This is a genomic window from Planctomicrobium stercoris, assembly GCF_051465655.1.
In the GTDB taxonomy this organism is placed as follows: domain Bacteria; phylum Planctomycetota; class Planctomycetia; order Planctomycetales; family Planctomycetaceae; genus Planctomicrobium.
Genome location: NZ_CP195791.1, coordinates 253766 through 271065, shown reverse-complemented (window position 1 = coordinate 271065; position 17300 = coordinate 253766). Strand labels below are relative to the sequence as shown.

Below are 17300 nucleotides of genomic sequence, written 5' to 3'. Positions count from 1 at the left end.
CTGGACCCCGTCCCGGTCAGAATGGCCGACATATTCCGCAGATTCCAGTGCGAGCTCGCCTGAAAAACGGCGACAGCACCGGATGTTCAGAGCTAGCTTTACGGAGCAGGAACGTTCCGAAAATCCGGGACGATGCCATTGATTGCCGAGTGGACGAACTCTCCCCGGAAACTTTGGTTGCCTGCACAGAACCCCTATTCCGTTCAGCAGCGACCAATTCAATGTTGTTCAACAGCTTCACGTTCTGGCTTTTTTACGCCACGGTTTTCGTGTTGTACTTTCGTCTGGGCCGCCGCAACCAGAACCTGCTCCTGCTGGTCGCCAGCTACTACTTTTATGGATGCTGGGACTGGCGGTTCCTCGGGCTGATCGCACTCTCGACACTCATCGACTTCAGTCTCGGACTGGCGATTGACGCTGCGAAAACTCCGCTGAACAAGAAGCGGCTGGTCACGCTGTCGATCATCGGGAATCTGTGCTTTCTCGGATTCTTCAAATACTTCGGGTTCTTTTCTGCTGAGCTGGAGCGGATGCTCACGAGCGTCGGCATGCCGGGCATGGTGCCGACCTGGTCCTTCATTCTGCCGGTGGGAATTTCTTTCTACACGTTCCAGTCGATGAGCTACACGATCGATGTGTATCGCGGCGATCTGAAACCCTGCCGCAGCATCCTCGATTTTGCAGCCTTCGTGTCGTTCTTCCCGCAACTGGTCGCGGGTCCCATTCAACGGGCTTCCGCATTTCTGCCGCAGTTCATGTCTCCGCGCGTCGTGACACCGGACATGTTCAAGCAGGGTCTGTATCTGGTCGCCAGCGGGATGTTCCGGAAGATTGTCGTTGCTGACAACATGGCTCCGATTGCGGATGCTGTGTTCTCTACCCCGGTCAGTGAGTTGACGGGGGCGGAGATCCTGCTGGGGCTTTACGCATTCGCATTTCAGATCTACGGGGACTTCAGCGGCTATTCCGATATCGCAAGGGGAATCGCCAACTGGCTGGGCTTTGATCTGTCGTTGAACTTCCGCATGCCGTATCTGGCCTCGTCCCCCAGCGATTTCTGGCAGCGGTGGCACATCAGCCTGTCACGCTGGCTGCGGGATTATCTCTACATCCCGCTGGGAGGAAATCGAGGAGGAAATCTCCTGACCTATCGTAATCTGCTTGCGACGATGTTGCTCGGTGGTCTGTGGCATGGAGCCAACTGGACGTTCCTGGCGTGGGGAGCGTTCCATGGGATGCTGCTCTGCATCTGGCGATTCTTCAGCGGGCTGAGAGTTTCGACTCCAGAGGCCAGAGCCGGAGAAGAGAATTCAAAACCTGCTCGTTCAACACTCAGCGTCGGCAATCTGATTCGCATTGCCTTCTTCTTCAATCTGATCTGCTTCAGCTGGCTGTTGTTCCGGGCAGATTCCATGACTCAGGTCTGGGCCATGACCTCGAGAATGTGCACCGATTTCACCGTGACCCCGTTTGCAACGATGATCTTCGGACTGCTGGTCTTCTATGTCACGCCGCTGATGCTGTTCGAGGCCTGGCTGGAGTGGAAGAAAGACCTGCTGGGATTGCTCAACGTGCACTGGGCCGTCCGGGGACTCGTCTATCTTTACATCGTCTACATGATCATGTTCTTCCCGCCGCCGGTTCCGAGCGAGTTCATCTACTTTCAGTTCTGAGTCACACACTTGAAGCGTGTGGCTAAACCGTCACTGAGACTCGTCTGCAGAGTGAATCTCCAGAACCACCGGTTGATGGAGTCCGCCGGCGTCTGCGTCGGATGTTCCCGGATCAAACTGAATCCGGATTTCCAGCAGATTGAAGTCGCTCAGATGCTCTGTGACGTCAAACACGTCCGGTGATGCATCGACAGATGTGAGAGCCACGCTGTTCAATGAACAGCATTGGACCTCGCCAGCACCAGCGGGGATCCGAATCAGAATGCGATCGCTTTCGGAAAGGTTCGTCGGCGTGTTGAAGGTCCGTTGAAACGAAGCCGTCCCAGCGACCTCTCCGAACAGTTCCCGCCATGTCGCAGGGATACGAACATCCAGCGGTTCGTCAGCAGGATTTGCTTCTGGGGGAACGACCTGCCAGGGGCCTTGCAGGCGAATACGATGCGGAGTGGACATCGAAGTTGTTTCTTTCACCAAGCGTGAGAAGTCGGTCTTCCGATGGAATGTTTGACTGACGAAAGAGAATCTTGATCGGAATACTGACACATCCCGATCGCCTATTCACTCACTTCAAATCCCAGCTTGTGCCACGGGCGGGGTAAATCGGCTTTGATGATCATTTCATCGTAACGGATGGGATGCAGCAGAGTGAGCTTGCGAGCATGCAGCGCGATGGCAGCTGAGTCACGATCGCCACTCGTGCTGCCGGTAAAACTCTGGCGGCTTCCATACTGCTCATCACCCAGCACCGGACAGCCACGACTGGCGAACTGGATCCGGATCTGATGCATGCGGCCGGTCCCGAGATCGATTTCGACCAGTGCCTTGCCTTTGTGTAACGCTAACGTCCTGTAGCTGAGCCGGGCCTGCTTGGCAGCGGGATTGGATGCGCTGGAGATCTCCACTCTCGCCTGATCGGGGATGCGGTAAATCCAGTCTTCGAGCGTTCCTTCCCGCTGTTCGGGCGGACGTTCGAGAATGGCCAGATAGGTCTTCTTGACCTGTCGCTGGGCGAACTGCTCGGAGAGTCTGGCTGCACACTTCGAATTTCTCGAAAAGACCACGACTCCCGAAACCGGCCGGTCCAGGCGATGCGGCACACCCAGGTAGACGCTGCCGGGCTTGTCGTACTTGACCTTGAGATACTGCTTGACGAGCTCGACGAGACTGACGACCCCATGCGGAGCCCCCTGCGTGATGACTCCGCTCGCCTTGTTGACGGCAATCAATGGGCCGTCTTCGCAGATCACATCCAGGTTCGGGAGTTCAGACACGCCAAAGGAGCTTCTAACAGTAAATGATCACAGTGATGAAATTCAAAAAAAATTGAAACGCAGAGTTCGCGGAGTCCGCAGAGAAAGACAGGAGACATCATCTTGTCTCTGCCCCCTCGGTGATCTCTGCGTTTTAAGTTCTGTGCGAGCTTTCGCTTAGTCTTCGCCTGCATAAGAGAGGAGGCTGAAGACTTCGTGCGGAGCCAGCTTCTCCCGTCCGTTGAGGAATGAAAGTTCGATGGCGAACGCGCAGCCGACCACTTCCGCCCCGCACTCTTCCACCAGCTTCGCACAGGCATTCATCGTGCCGCCCGTTGCCAGCAGGTCGTCCACCAGCAGGACGGTATCACCCGGAGAAAATGCGTCGGTGTGAATTTCCAGCGTGTCGGTGCCGTATTCCAGGTCGTACTGGAAGGCTCGTTTCTCGAAGGGAAGCTTCCCTGGTTTACGAACGGGAACAAACCCGGCGTTCAACTCCAGTGCGAGCGGAGCTGCGAAGATGAATCCCCGGGCCTCAGCGGCAGCAACGGTCTTGATCTTCTTGCCCCGGTAGTGGTCGGCCAGTTGCCGGATCGAAGCTGAGAACGCTTCCGGGTGGGACAGCAGCGGAGTGATGTCCCGGAACATGATGCCCGGCTTGGGAAAATTCGGAACGTTACGGATGTGCTGACGCAGGTCCATGTGATCTCTTCAAGGAAGTGGTGAAGTTGCTGATTCGCCCTCCTGTGTCGAGGACGTTTCCGAAGCAGGCTGTAATGCCTCTGCGATACGTTGGCGGGCCTGTGCGACCAAGACGTCGGCATCGGGATCGGCATCATACAGTTCCACGACGCTGCGCCAAACTGCCAGAGCCCCTCCGATTTGACCTTGCGCCTGAAGTCGGTCCGCACGGCTCATCGCTTCCCGCACAAATTTCAGCCGGGTGGTGGGAGTATACTGGGCGAGATCTTCGCGAAGTTGTGCTGCGATTTCTCTGATCGACTGCAATTCGTCGTTCCCCGTGGTCAGGTTTTCCAGGGCGAGGAGCTTTGCACGAGCCTCGCCGACCCGACCTTCTTTTCGTAACTCGATCGCCTGACGCAGAATTGCTTCCGGCTCCGATTGCGGCGGGGGCTCTTTCTTGCGGAATCGGCTGAGGAACTGCTTCTTCAGGTCATAGAGCTGAAGTGCCGGCAAGTAGGGTTCAATTTTCGGTCGCCAGGTGGCCTCATCCTTTTCAAGAAGCGGATCGAAGTACTGGACGCGGGCAATTTCCCAGGAGGCCCCTTCCGGTTCCTGCATCAGTTTCTCACCCCGTGCGAACATCTCTTCGGGGGTGACGCTGTTCCAGCGGCTCAGCAGAAATCCTCCGACCACCAGCAGAATCAGCAGTGCTGCCAGCACCCAGACGTTATCGAAGAGTCGACCGAGCATGGTCGACTCCGCCTGCGAATCCATCTGTGCCCGGAAGAGGTCACGGACCAGCGTCCCTCCGACGTGTTGATCCTGTGAACGGGTTTCGGCGATGGTCTCATGGTCGTGGTCCGCGGAAAGACGATCGCTTTCCTGAGACTCTTTCAGGTCGACCTTCTTGGGAACTTCCTGCAGCCGCAACATCAGGACATAGGCGTCCGGGTATCGATCTTCCGGCTTCTTGGACAGGCATTTGCAGACGATCTCATCGAGCCAGAACGGAATTTCCGGGACAATTCTCTTCGGGCTGTCGAACTGGGCGAAGCGATGCTTCTGGATAATCTCGAGTGTTGTCTTGCCGGTGAAGGGGGGACGGCCTGTCAGCATGACATACAGGACCGCCCCGAGTGAGTAGATATCGCTCTGACGGGTCGCGCGGCTCCCCTGGGCCTGCTCGGGAGACATGTATTCCGCCGTCCCCAGAATCCCGCCGGTGACCGTCAACTTGGAGGTGGCAAAGACCTGGGCGATCCCGAAATCGGTCAGCTTCACGTGGTCGGTATCATCAATCAGCAAGTTCGACGGCTTGAGATCCCGATGCACGATTCCGCTGTTGTGGGCCGACTTCAACGCCTTGCAGACCTGGACTGCAATGTCGATCGCTTCACGCCAGGGGAGTTTTTTCTCACGCTTCAGTCGGGCGGTGAGCGTCTCCCCTTCCACGTATTCCATGGCATAGTAGTAGATCCCGTTGTCTTCTCCGCTTTCGAAGAGTTCGACAATGTTCCCGCTGTGCAGCTGCTGCATTGCGGCGATTTCGCGACCGAAGCGGGCGACGAATCCCGGCTCGCGGGAGAGCGACGCCGGCAGGATTTTGATGGCCACTTTCCGGCCTGAGTCCTTGTGCTCCGCGAGATAGACCGTCCCCATCCCTCCGGACCCGAGTTCCTTTAGAATCGTGTACGGTCCCACGCTGGTCGGATGCGCAGTCCCGGATGTGGTGTCGCTGGAAGGTTCCGTCACGATAGAATGGCCGTTACAGTGCCGGTTCGAAGAGGATGTTACGAGACGGCAATTCGGGAAGTGATACTTGCTTCCTTCATACTAAGAAGCATTCATGTCGGCAGCAATTCTCCTGATCGCTCATGGTAGTCGCCGGGCGGAAGCGAACGCGGATCTCGTTCAGCTGGCGGAACTGCTGGGACCACGGGTTTCTGACCAGATCGTCGAGATCGCTTACCTGGAACTGGCTGAGCCCACGATTCCGGAAGGGCTGCGGACATGTGTGAACCGGGGCGCCACATCAATCCGGATGCTCCCGTATTTTCTCTCTGCCGGGGCCCATGTCACGGACGACCTGAAAGAATTTCGTGCTGACTTCATCGCAGCCAATCCCGGGATTCATTGCCGGATCTGCCCCCCACTGGGACTGCATCCACTGATTGTCGAGGTTCTGCTGGACCGACTGAAGCAGTGAGCCTGGCGGATCCGACAACAGGGGTCGGCTGACTGGCCGCTGCCCGGGCGAGTGCGGATTCGGGAGCAGGCGGGGGAATTAATCCTTCTTCTTTTTGTCCGTGACGGATCCGTCCTGATCGACGCCCAAGGCACGGATTTTCAGCGATTTGATTCGGATCGGTTTCGGGCCGTATCGGGTGTCGTAGACCCCGAGGATGACTCGACCCGGCTGGTAGTTCTCCATCTCGAGTTCCTTGAAGACGTGGAATCGCCCGATATCGAGTGAGAACGTTTTCTTTTCGACGGTCATTCGAAAGGACTGTTCCCCCTTCCAGTCAAACTTTTCGAGTTCCGTGGTGCCGTCTTCAACTGCTTTGTTCCGAATAAACTCAGAGATGAACCAGGGGCTTCCACTGTCCTTCATGACGACATTATGAATCCCGTACCCTCGCCCTTCATCCCACCCGACGAGCCAGAAGCATCCGCCCAGGCCAGATTGTTCGATGACTCCTTCCAGCTCGAACTCATCCGCCCACGCCAGCTGCAACGCAGCGTCATTACCGTCGGTGACTCCCACGGTCCCATTCAACAGTCCCCAATGTCCGTTTGTGGAGAAGTTTCCCAGAACAAAAGGATGTGAGGGTTTGGGCCCGGTCAGTTCGAGATCGTCCAGCGGAACCAGTTTTGATTTCTTGGGCAGAGGAGCCACCGGCGGAACAGCGCGGACCGGTTGGAACAGCGTGGTCCACTTCGGACCGGCGACCACCCCCTGAAAGTCTTCCGGCTGTGCATAAGCGACGTTCCGCACCAGACCGACACAGAGTGCGAGGCACAGAATCGCTGCTCTTACCATCTGTCAACACTCCTCGTTTCTACTGGCCAGTCCGGGGGATCATGTGCAGGCGATTCAGGATCTTCATCGAATCAAGTTCAAGTGACCGCCTGCGGATCACGGGACGTCATTTCGAACAATCTCAGCAAGTCAGTCAGGTCATCGCGATCAGGTCTCGCAACTGACGAAGTTCACCCGGGATCGTCTGATAGGGATCCGCGCTTTCCTCATATTCCAGCACCAGATAACCACGATATCCCGCCTGCTTCAGGATGCTGATGATTCGTTTGTAGTCGGACCGCTTTGCATCTTGCCCTTTCGCAGACATCGTCACCTTGATCTGAGCGTTCACCGCATACGGGGCAATCTTTTCAAGGTCTTCATAAGGATCTGCAGTGTGGAAGTTTCCTGAATCGAAGTTGACTCCGAACCAGGGCGAAGGCGAAACCTGCTTCACGATCCGGAGCAGTCCGTCAGCGGTGGAGGTAATCCCGCCATGATTCTCCAGCGCGAGCACCACTCCCTTCTCGCTGGCATACTTCAATGATTCCTCGATCCCTTTGACACACTGAGCCACTGCTTGTTCTTCTGTGCTGCCGAGTGGAACTTTCCCCGCGAAGATGCGGATCACTGGGGCCCCCATGCTCGCTGCATAGTCGATCCACTGCCGACACAATGACAACTCGTCCTCCCGGGCGGGGCCATCCGGAAGACAGAAATCGTTCCCGATGGCGGTGCCGGAAAGACTCAATCCCAGACGGAAAGCGTACTCCTTGATCTTCAACAGCTCCGGAGTTGCGAGCGGGTTGGGAAAGTAATAACTCGTCAGTTCAGCCCCATCGAGATTCTGATTCGCACAGAAGTCGAGGAACTGATACAGCGACATTGTCCCGGATTTTCCGGTGGGAGTCGGCCATCCTCGCGTCAGTCGCTGCCGGAATGAATAAGCCGCCAGAGAAAGTTTGAAGAACGGTTCTCCGCTGCGTTGGATGGGTTCTGCGGCACGCAGGAGTGGATTCGCGGACAATGCCAGAGAGCCTGCTGTCATGCATCGCAGCAGCTCGCGTCGAGAGAACCTGGAATCAACCCAATCACGGCGCAGCATGGAGAGACTCACCTGACTTGAAAGAAATCGATCCATATCCCTGCAGACCAGAGGTTATCGCCGGGAATCACGCATTGCCACTGCACTCCTTGGCGGGGGACCTCCTCAGAATTCGTGGCAGGATCGAGCGAGTTTGAGAATTGGTCCCCCTGACAGCATTGCAGACGGTCGAAAATCTTGGTCTTCTAACTCACGAATTGCTCGCGAAATCGATAGCAGGAATTGAATCATGTCGTGGAAGCGGATGTTCGAGCGTAAGACGTTGAGTATGCTGCAGGCAGAGCTGCAGGATGAAAAACGTCTGCATCGAGTCCTGGGTCCGGTGGCACTGACGTCGCTGGGCGTGGGAGCAATCATCGGCGCGGGGATTTTCGCCATGACCGGTCGTGTGGCTGCGGAAGATGCAGGCCCTGCTGTCATTCTCTCCTTCGCCATTGCGGGGGTTGCCTGCCTGTTCGCCGCGATGTGCTATGCGGAATTTGCCGCACTGGCTCCTGTTGCCGGCAGCGCATATACGTATACCTATGCCACGCTGGGAGAAGTCTGGGCCTGGATCATCGGCTGGGATCTCATTCTCGAATATGCGATGAGTTGCAGCGTGGTGGCGGCGCACTGGACGCACTATCTGGATGAGGCCTTGCGTGCCATCTTTCGAACGCAATCGTCGTTTATTCCAGCCATCTTGATGTCGGACCCGTTTACAAAGATTCAAGTCGACGGCGCGATGGTTCAGCCCATCTGCAACCTCCCGGCCATTCTGATCATCCTCGCGATCACCTACGTCCTTGTTATCGGGATTCGCGAAAGTGCAGCGATGAATACCTTGTTCGTGGTGATCAAACTGGCTGTGGTCCTGATCGTCATTGGTCTGGGGCTGAACTACGTGACCCCTTCGAACTGGACGGGGATTCCGATTGAGAACCGTCGCGAAACGAATCTGCCCGATTACATTTCGCGGCATCCGGAGCTGGCTGCCCAGGTTCCGGAAGGGGCGGTCACCAGCTTCACGACTGGAGCAGCGTTTCTCAGCGCCCATCCGGAGCTTGCAGCGTCGTTGCCTGCAAACGAGAGAATCATCGTCGAGCAGCTGCCGAATGAAGCCAAGAAGTGGGGACTGCTTTCCGTGCTGGGGGTCAAGCACTGGCTCGATCCGATTGATAATGCCTCCCGCAGCCCGTTCATGCCGTACGGGATTTCGGGATTGATGATCGGAGCGGCCCTGGTGTTCTTCGCCTACATCGGCTTCGATTCGATCTCAACTCATGCGGAAGAATCGGTCCGCCCGCAGAGAGACGTGCCGTTGGCGATTCTGGCATCGCTGGTGCTCTGTACGGTCCTTTACATGCTTGTCTCCGGGGTGATTACCGGGATGGAACCGTATTGGCAGATCGATGCGAATGCTGCCCTCGCGTCGGCGTTTCGCAAACGAGCCCAGATGGAGAAGAACCCGCTGCTGGATGCGAGCGCAGCACTGATCGCCGTGGGAGCGGTGGCCGGACTGACAAGCGTGATTCTAGTGAACTTCCTGAGTCAGTCGCGCATTTTTCTGGCGATGGCCCGCGACGGCCTTCTGCCGACCGGCTTGTTCGGAGTGGTTCATGAAAAGTACCGGACCCCCCACCGATCCACGATTTTGACGGGGGTTCTGATTGCGGTGGTCGCTGGCTTCTTCCCGATTCGAATGCTGGAGGAAATGGTCAGCATCGGGACGTTGATGGCCTTTGTCCTGGTGTGCGGCTCAGTGCTCATCCTGAGAATCCGTTCTCCTCAGATTGAGAGACCGTTCCGCTGCCCGCTGCTGTTCATCGTCGCTCCACTGGGAATCTTTGTGAACCTGGCGCTGATGCTGTTTCTCCCCTTGGATACCTGGCTGCGACTGGTGATCTGGCTGGGAATGGGGATGGCGATTTACTTTTCCTACGGCCTGCGAAACAGCGTCCTGCGGAAAGTGACATCAGGCGATGCCACATAGCGATCAGGACACGACATCAGCCTGAGGGTTCGCTGAATTCTCAGATCGATCAGTTGCTGGCGCGCTGGATCGTGGGGGCCTGCAGAACGTGGACCTGCACGTTGTCGACTTCGGCAATTCCCGGTCCGAGCAGTTCGAAGCGGAGCCGACAGCTCGCTGCTTCGTTGGCGTACCGGACAATCCGGAACGGGGTCCAGTCCGTCGCTTTCGCTTTCAACGAAATGGCACCTTCGCGGCCAGCCAGCGTGTCGAAAATCTCGAAGCGATGGTCCGGGCCGTTCAGCGGATGTGGAATGCGAACCTGACCGCTCATGACAATCAGATCTCCCGCCGCCACTTCGACCGGCGGGCTGACCAGCACCGCCTTCTGCGATGCGGGGGCTTCCGGTTTGACGATCATCGACAGGTGCGAGTTCCCGCTGACGCTCTCGCGTATCAGTCGCAGCGAAGTGAACCGGCTTTCCTGAGTGCCGGAGGTCCAGCTCACCTCTCCCTGTGCATCATTGGGCTGAGCCAGCGCGGATTCGTTTTCAAAGTTTCCCGAGGGAAGACGGTTTTCGCCGAAGCCGCTCGATTTTCCGAGCTGGGTAATCAACTTCCAGTGGTCGGGCAACGTCTGGAAGCTGGTGGCCTCCATGGTCGAAGTGGGAGCGGTCATGGAAGCTGTTGCCAGTTCCCAGTGGCTCCGCTGCAGCGAGCGGAGTGACTGCATTGCTTTCTGACTGGCGATACGTGCATCGTTCGCACGACCAGTCGAGAGTTCGTGCCGCGCCTGATCGAGATACTTCTCTGCCTGGGAGAAGGTGAATTCGGCATTGAGAACCGGCGGTGATCCGACGGCTGCCAGTTGATCCTGAATCTCCCGGACGCGGGCCAGTTTCGACTCAGCCAGACTGACAAACGACTCCGCCGCGGCCTGGCGGGTCTTCCAGGCCAGCTTCTCGATCGACTTGGCTTCTTCCGCAGTTCCCGTGACGATGATGGCTGCGTACTGGTCGAACTCCTTGAGCGTCAATTCGGTGCCCCCGGCAATTCGCTCCATCGCGAGATTCGACTGTCCGACGCTGGTGGGGGTGACTTCGCAGGCGGTAGCGACGTCACCGATCCCGCCAATGAGAACGCGGACATTGGTAGCGGTCTGTGGGCCGGGAACGCACTGGGCGCCGGGCTCATGCCAGACCAGAAGAATGAGCAGCCCGTGGTCGGTATGAAAAACCGTCGCCCGAATATCCGGCGATTCCGTCGCTGCGGGGCCGGCCTTCCCCTGTGGGTTCACCGGCCGATCCCAGCGGTTTGCCAGCGGCGAGGATGAAGCCTTGGGGGCACGCCCTCGCAGCGGGTCGACCTGCACCTGGACTTCGTTTGCATCTTCGACGATTCGGCCCGTCGCGATGAACGGTTCCAGCAGCCGGGCATGAATTGAAAAGATCCGGATGGCATCCAGCCGTTCTTTCAAACCGGGGACATCCGTGTCGAACGGAATCTGCTTCCAGAATCCAATTCCCTTGAAACCCGCTGCGATCGCTTCGAATCCCTGATGAAGGATCTGCTCCGGTTCCACAATGGGAATATTGGTGCGGTCACCAAAGTAGTCCAGCAGCGCTCCCGAAGCTTCCGTCTGGACGAACGTCATGGGAGGCTTGCCGGGCAGCGTATGCGACCGGCGCCCGCGCAGATCTTCAAAATGATCGAGGCTGGAATGCGATGTATGCAGCTGACATCGCGTAATCGAAATCAGATCGATCGGGCGGTGATACTCCCGTTCGTCCGCAGCCACGTCGGCGATAATGGGGCGATGAATCGCCCTGTCAGCGTCACGGACCTGTCCCGTCCACGCGGTGACGAATTGACGGTCGCTGGCAGGGAGATTGATTCCCATGATCCACGCCCAGATGGGGGAGGTCCACTCCGGCATGGTGGGAAGTGCTGATCGATTCAGAATCGCCTCAGACGGCGCAGGCTGTGGAGGATAAGCGATCGCTCCGATGTCCATGCCTTGCAGAGCGGTCAGTAAAGGACGGTCGTCGTAGTTTCGAATCCAGATCATGTTCACACCGGTGCGTGCGATCAGATCCAGCGCTTCCGCGTGATACAGCGTGATCAGCGGAAAGAAGGGTTCGCCATTCTTGCGGATGCGATCGTTCTCCATCGTGAGTACCGACCCGGCGTTGAGCTTCGCATTCGACTCCGGCACCAGCGTCGTCGGTCGAACGACCGGTCCGAACTCCAGGTCATCGAGCTGTAACGCTGACTGCCCCGCAGGAATCTGAAACTGGACGATCAACTGGTCGACGTAGGCTTCTCGTTCATCCAGCCGGACAGGATTGAGGCTGTCCGAAATCTGCTGCCGCACGCGAATCAGCCGGCTGCGCATCGTTTCGTCGCTGGTTTCACAGACCAGTTCCTGCCAGTTTTTGAAATCGGAGTACGGTGCCCCGAACAGCTCGACCTCCAGCGGCTCGTTCGTCCGCGGGTCTTTGTGATGAGGGAACCGGATCCGCATTCCCAGCCGGACCTGCTGGCAATTCGATCGGACCCAGAGCCGGGCGGTCAGTTCGTTGAAGACCCGAGCCTGAGGAAGCGTGATGGCGATTCGGCTTTCGTCGACCTGCGGCTGGGCCGATTGGAAGAAGAAGCGTTCGCAGGATGACCCGGAATGTGCATCTTCCCGAGTGATCACATGCTGGGTCATGGCTGCCAGCATGTTTTTGGTGTACGGCTGGCCAATAGGGGTGTCGTCTTCGAATCCGAACCGTAGAACCTGGGTTTCCGTCTGCTGTCCCGGTGAAACGTTGCAGAACAGCAACAGGCAGGCAAAAGCGGTATAACCGACACGAATTGCCCGGATTAGGCGGGTTGGGCTGCCTGCAAAAGCCTTGCAATCTGCCGATGCGTTACAAGTGGACCCCACTTGGCGCGTCGTGAACTGTTTTGAGAAGTTTGGCTGAAGACTCTTGCGAGCGGTTGTGGCGATTTGGCAACATGAGAAACGTTGGACGGTGTTGCTTTTTTTCAACGGACCACGGACGGTTCGCGACTCAGAATCCGGGTCCCCAGTCAGGCCGGTTTTCCCGCAATATTTTGCGAGGTTAGAGGACGAGGTGATCGCCATGCAGAATGCCCTTCGATTTCCGGATACCTCGTCAGACGAGCTTCCACGTGAACTGCTGGAGCTGGGTAAACGGATTGCCGCTCTTCCCGAGCAGCATTACCGTGCCCTGGAGCAGCCGTACGCACAGGTGGTGGATTGCGTTCGTCGACGTCGTCGCATTCTGAATCTGGTTCAGGAAGCCCTTTCTCAGCTGCGCCTGGATGTCAAATACCTGATGTTCGATCTGGAAGTGACCCGTGAAGAACGGGACGGACTTCGCGCCCAGCTGGATGAAACGGAACCGGACGACACCGGTTCGACCTGGTAATTGCAGGTTCGCTTTCTGCTGGTGGCAGGCATGACTCGGGAGCTGACTCATTGAGCAGCTCCTTGAATAGCCGGTTTTTGTACCGTCGCGGGTCGTTCTTCCCGAATTCCATTCGTCAGCTGGACTGACGGAGTCGGTTTGCCCTGCAGGAAAACGGGAACCCGGATCACCGGGAAGTCGGGATCATCCGTCTTCAGCACGATGAAGTTGTGATGTGAACCCGGCGGGAGATTTGCATCCACGGTAATCTGCACCGGTGTGATCGATCGCCCTTCGGCCAGCGTCTCCTTTTCACCCACGCTCAGTTTGACGTGCGGGCTGCGGGAGATTGCCTCCACCACAGTCAGGTTCTTGCCGCGATGATCTTCCACGCGGATCTGATCGTGAATCGGCTGTCCGGACAGCTGGTAAAAGTACAACTCCGGCGGCGTGACCGTCACGTTCCGTTCCGGAATCTCGCAGCGGAACGTCACCAGTTCCTGATGGACCTGTTCATCAACCTTGTAGTGAACACGAATCGAATACGTATGCGGGCCTGGGGTCTCGCGGGCTGTCTCAACCTGAACTTCGAAGAGTCCCTGAGTTCCCGGTCCGTACTGTTTGCGATCCCCCAGCAGACGGGGGGCCAGGCATCCACAGCTGGGCTCCAGCTTCGTGATCTCGATGTTCTTCTGACTGCGATTCCAGAAAGCAAAAGGTGCAGTCAGTCGGGCGGTTGGAGCCACTTCGTGCAGGTTGACGGCATATTGGCGAAAGGCCAGCGGAGGAAGAACCTTGCTTCCGCTGATCGCGCGTCCTTGCGGAATCCACGCAGTCCCCAGGCAGGCGAGAATCGCCGGCAGGAGAGGAATACAGATCAGGGACGCCTGTCTGAGGTGTCCCCATTTTGTCCGTCGATGTTCATCCATGAACTTGCCCACCCGCTGAGATCGTCTGTGCAGCAAGGCTTTTTACGGCAAATCGAAGTTCCGTCGCAAGACAGCTTTGAAATTCCAGGAGATGCTCCTGCTGCGATCTCCGATCTGACGCGAATTCCTGAGCGGAGGTGTCCAGTCCCGCGTGCCACCTTGGCCGCGGATCGCCGGTCCCTTATGCCGCTTTGTGGATCGGATTGAATTGAGCTTCCGGACGGTAATGCTGCAGCAATGCATTCGGGCCGCAGCGGCCGACAGGGGTGCCGTCCCACTGGTGCTGAGCGACAGACTGCAGGATCTGCTCCGCAACTCGCAACGCTGCCAGTCCCTGAACACCGCTGACCAGAGGTGTCTGCCCGGTCCGCACGCAGCTGACGAAAGAGGCCAGTTCGGCCGTCAGGGCGTCGACATCGGAGCCGGTCGTCTGGGTCTGCTGGATGAATCGGGTGAAAATCTCCGGCTTCAGTTCGGCTGCGGTGCAGGTCCCGGACTGGACGAGATCGAACGGGAGTTCGCCATTCTGCATGGCTGTCGTCGGTGTGAGAGCGGAAACTGTTCTCGCGGTGAAGTCGGCTGTGAAACAGCCCCGGTCAGACCAGCACTGCATCGTCCGGGAGAAATGAGGAGCGACTCGATTCGCGGTCAGGTCTGCAATGCAGCCGCCCGGAAATGTCAGGCGAGCCTGAACGCAATCTTCATTGCCGCCGACCAGAGACGACCCGAAGGCCTCGACCCGCACAGGAATTTCACCGACCAGTGCCAGCGTCAGTTCAATGTCGTGGATCATCAGATCGAGGACGGCACCAATGTCCATGGACCGGAACGCGTACGGGCTGATGCGCTCGCCGCGGATGTATTTCGGGCTTCCCACCTGCTGGGCCAGTGATTCGAAAGCGGGATTGAATCGCTCGATGTGTCCGACCTGCAGCGGGACACCGTGTTCGCGGGCGAGGCGGACAAGCACGCTGCCGTCGTCGACGTTCGCAGTCAGCGGCTTCTCCACCAGCACGGGAATGCTGCGACACAGGAAATCTTCCGCGATGGGCCGATGCAGACTCGTGGGAACGACGATCGAAACCGCATCGACTTCGTTCATCAAGGTGCGGTAATCGGGATTCCATCGGCAACCGCAGCTGGCGGCCACGGATTCTCCCTGCGTCTGATTTGCATCCGACACGGCGACGAGTTGAACACCTGGGAGCTGGGAAAGGATTCGGGCGTGATGCCGACCGAGTGCTCCGACGCCCACCACTGCCAGTTTGAGTGTTTCCGAGCGATTCTGCATGGTATTCAACTCTTTTCCAAAACGTGATGTCTGGGCCGGCGTGGTCGATCGCATATAGGCGGTTCGCCTGCGGTACGTGATCGTCGATTCGCCGAGCCGAACTAGGCTGTCTTCTTCTGGCCTTGTGGTGGGGCGTCCCGGAATGCTTCGCGGGCTCGTCCCATCTTGCCGTTTCTCTGTGCTTCCATTGCGGAGATCAGCGTCAACAGTTCAATCGGAAGTGCTCCGTTGAGTTCCGCTTCGAAGTGGGCCTGGACGGTATCCAGGGGCTGATGATCGCGGTACAGCATCCGGTGTGCATGGCGGATGATGTTGATGGTCTCTTCGCTGATGCCCGCCCGACGCAAGCCGACGAGATTCACCGTTTTCACTTCGGGATTGTCGCTGCCGGCAGCAATCATGAACGGAGGAATGTCTGTCGGCACACGGCATCCGCCACTGACAAACGCCAGCTTGCCGATGGTGGCGAAGTGATGGACCACGGAATTTCCGGAGATAATGGCGCGGTCATGAACATGCACATGACCTCCCAGCAGTACGCCGTTCACCAGCATGGTGTTATCGTACAGCCGGCAGTTGTGGGCGACGTGGGAATTCGCCATCAGTAGATTGCGGTTTCCAATTCGAGTGCAGCCGTCTTCTTTCTCCGCTCCTCGATTGACGGTGACTCCTTCGCGGAACTGATTTTCATCTCCGATCACCACACTGGTCGGAGCGCCGTCGCGATAGCTGTAGTCCTGGGGATCGGCCCCAATCACAGCATTCGGCCAAAACCGGTTCCGGTCCCCGATCGTCGTATTGCCGACAATGACGACATGACTGTCGAGCCGACAGCCGTCCCCAAGTCGAACGGATCCGCCGACCAGGCAGAAAGGACCAATGTAAACGTCGTTGCCCAGCTGAGCGCCAGGTTCGACTTGTGCCAGTGGTGAGATGAAGGTGGGCATAGGAGGATCGGGCGAGTGAGAGGCTATCCCTGAACGTCTGAGAAGGAAGGGGTGTCAGGGAGTCGCGGTGAGTCGAAGTGAGGAGACTGGATCTTGTGTGTGACGCCGGAGTGAGAAGCCGGTGTCGGGGAACTGGTTGTCGCTGTTGAGAGTGCAGCTTCAGGGAAACTTGCCTGACGGATCAGGCGGATGATTTCATGATTCAAACGGTGCCCAGACCGGCTGGCGGTGAAGCGGCCAATCAGGTCATAGCCGAGCAGGGCAAAATCACCGACGCAGTCCAGGATCTTGTGGCGGACGCATTCATCCGGCCAGCGCAGTGCGTTTTCCAGAACTCCGTTTTCGGTGAAGACCAGAACGTTCTCCGGAGTCGCGCGAAGCCCCATTCCAGCGGCTCGCAGCTGTTCGACTTCTGCCTGAAGAACAAAGGTCCTACAGTGAGAGAGCTGTTCCAGAAAGGTGGTCGGAGTAATCGCGACACTCAGTGCCTGAAACGGAATCGGGCCGGGCCCATAGTCCAGCAGGAAGCCGATCTGGTAGTCCTGTTTGGTCGACGGCTGGACGGCAATTCCGACTCGTGGTGATTCCAGATGAGTGAACTGTTGATCGACTTCCACACACAGGCGAGGCTGATCCTGCGTGACGATTCCCGCCTGCAGAAGGGCATCGACAAAAGCTGCCGAAGAGCCATCGCAACCCGGGGGTTCCGGCGCGTTGATCCGCACCAGACAGTTATCAACCCGCATGCCGGCGAGTGCTGCCATCACGTGTTCAATGACAGAGACACTGGCTCCCTGGCAGGAGATGACCGTACAACGATTCTGCGGGACCACGTATTCGATGAGTGCGGGGATGCGAACCGGCGTCGCCAGATCGATCCGCTCAAAAACAATTCCGTGGTCACAGGGAGCCGGACAGAATTCCACGGTCACATCGCAACCCTGAAACAGCCCGAACCCCGAAACGCGGGCGGGCCGCGCCAAGGTCTGCTGCATTCGATGGGAAGTCAATGACATGGTGGTTCCTTGGCTC

The 17300-nt window shown here is 57.8% G+C and carries 15 protein-coding genes; 4 read left to right on the top strand and 11 right to left on the bottom strand.

The genetic code is table 11. From position 1 onward, the window contains the following. Window positions 1-221: 221 nt before the first annotated feature. Window positions 222-1673, top strand: a complete 1452-nt coding sequence (locus SH661x_RS01125) for an MBOAT family O-acyltransferase (RefSeq protein ID WP_437227198.1) — start codon at window positions 222-224, stop codon at window positions 1671-1673. Between the two features lie 30 nt (window positions 1674-1703). Here SH661x_RS01125 and SH661x_RS01120 read toward each other — a convergent pair whose 3' ends face one another. From SH661x_RS01120 to SH661x_RS01105, 4 genes are all read right to left on the bottom strand, one after another. Next, entirely contained in the window at window positions 1704-2126 is a 423-nt protein-coding gene (locus SH661x_RS01120) for a hypothetical protein (protein WP_437227197.1), read from the bottom strand. Window positions 2127-2227: 101 nt separating this feature from the next. Further along, on the bottom strand, window positions 2228-2944 hold the full coding sequence (locus SH661x_RS01115) for an RluA family pseudouridine synthase (RefSeq protein WP_437227195.1): 717 nt from the start codon (window positions 2942-2944) through the stop codon (window positions 2228-2230). Between the two features lie 156 nt (window positions 2945-3100). Next, window positions 3101-3625 (bottom strand): adenine phosphoribosyltransferase, encoded by a 525-nt coding sequence (locus SH661x_RS01110; protein WP_437227193.1) that lies wholly within the window; start codon window positions 3623-3625, stop codon window positions 3101-3103. A 9-nt stretch (window positions 3626-3634) separates the two neighbouring features. Next, a complete protein-coding gene (locus SH661x_RS01105) occupies window positions 3635-5359 on the bottom strand; it encodes a serine/threonine-protein kinase (protein ID WP_437227191.1) in 1725 nt (574 codons plus the stop codon). A gap of 94 nt (window positions 5360-5453) precedes the next feature. Here SH661x_RS01105 and SH661x_RS01100 point away from each other — a divergent pair, with 94 nt between their 5' ends. Next, on the top strand, window positions 5454-5813 hold the full coding sequence (locus SH661x_RS01100) for a sirohydrochlorin chelatase (RefSeq protein ID WP_437227189.1): 360 nt from the start codon (window positions 5454-5456) through the stop codon (window positions 5811-5813). A 78-nt stretch (window positions 5814-5891) separates the two neighbouring features. On the opposite strand, the gene SH661x_RS01095 is transcribed toward SH661x_RS01100, so the two are convergent. Both SH661x_RS01095 and SH661x_RS01090 read right to left on the bottom strand, forming a co-directional pair. After that, the gene (locus SH661x_RS01095; protein WP_437227187.1) at window positions 5892-6647 is read right to left on the bottom strand and encodes a hypothetical protein; all 756 of its coding nucleotides are present in this window, start codon (window positions 6645-6647) and stop codon (window positions 5892-5894) included. A 133-nt stretch (window positions 6648-6780) separates the two neighbouring features. Next, complete coding sequence (locus tag SH661x_RS01090; protein WP_437227185.1) at window positions 6781-7731, bottom strand: sugar phosphate isomerase/epimerase family protein; 951 nt, start codon at window positions 7729-7731, stop codon at window positions 6781-6783. 229 nt (window positions 7732-7960) lie between these two features. On the opposite strand from SH661x_RS01090, the gene SH661x_RS01085 reads away from it, so the two are divergent. Beyond that, entirely contained in the window at window positions 7961-9703 is a 1743-nt protein-coding gene (locus tag SH661x_RS01085; protein ID WP_437227183.1) for an amino acid permease, read from the top strand. Between the two features lie 49 nt (window positions 9704-9752). Here the strand turns inward: SH661x_RS01085 and SH661x_RS01080 are convergent, their stop codons facing one another. Beyond that, window positions 9753-12614 carry a hypothetical protein gene (locus tag SH661x_RS01080; protein WP_437227181.1) on the bottom strand — a complete coding sequence of 954 codons (2862 nt, stop codon included), beginning with the start codon at window positions 12612-12614 and terminating at the stop codon, window positions 9753-9755. A gap of 199 nt (window positions 12615-12813) precedes the next feature. Between SH661x_RS01080 and SH661x_RS01075 the strand changes: the two genes are divergently transcribed. Further along, window positions 12814-13122: a transcriptional regulator gene (locus SH661x_RS01075; RefSeq protein WP_437227179.1), complete on the top strand. Its 309-nt coding sequence runs from the start codon at window positions 12814-12816 to the stop codon at window positions 13120-13122. 47 nt (window positions 13123-13169) lie between these two features. On the opposite strand, the gene SH661x_RS01070 is transcribed toward SH661x_RS01075, so the two are convergent. The 4 genes from SH661x_RS01070 to lpxC form a co-directional block, all read right to left on the bottom strand. Continuing rightward, complete coding sequence (locus SH661x_RS01070) at window positions 13170-14030, bottom strand: COG1470 family protein (RefSeq protein WP_437227177.1); 861 nt, start codon at window positions 14028-14030, stop codon at window positions 13170-13172. A gap of 181 nt (window positions 14031-14211) precedes the next feature. Then, window positions 14212-15321, bottom strand: coding sequence for a Gfo/Idh/MocA family oxidoreductase (locus SH661x_RS01065; RefSeq protein ID WP_437227175.1), 1110 nt, complete (start codon window positions 15319-15321; stop codon window positions 14212-14214). Between the two features lie 101 nt (window positions 15322-15422). Next, window positions 15423-16268 carry an acyl-ACP--UDP-N-acetylglucosamine O-acyltransferase gene (lpxA, locus tag SH661x_RS01060; protein WP_437227173.1) on the bottom strand — a complete coding sequence of 282 codons (846 nt, stop codon included), beginning with the start codon at window positions 16266-16268 and terminating at the stop codon, window positions 15423-15425. 23 nt (window positions 16269-16291) lie between these two features. Beyond that, complete coding sequence (gene lpxC, locus SH661x_RS01055; protein WP_437227171.1) at window positions 16292-17284, bottom strand: UDP-3-O-acyl-N-acetylglucosamine deacetylase; 993 nt, start codon at window positions 17282-17284, stop codon at window positions 16292-16294. Window positions 17285-17300: the final 16 nt, after the last annotated feature.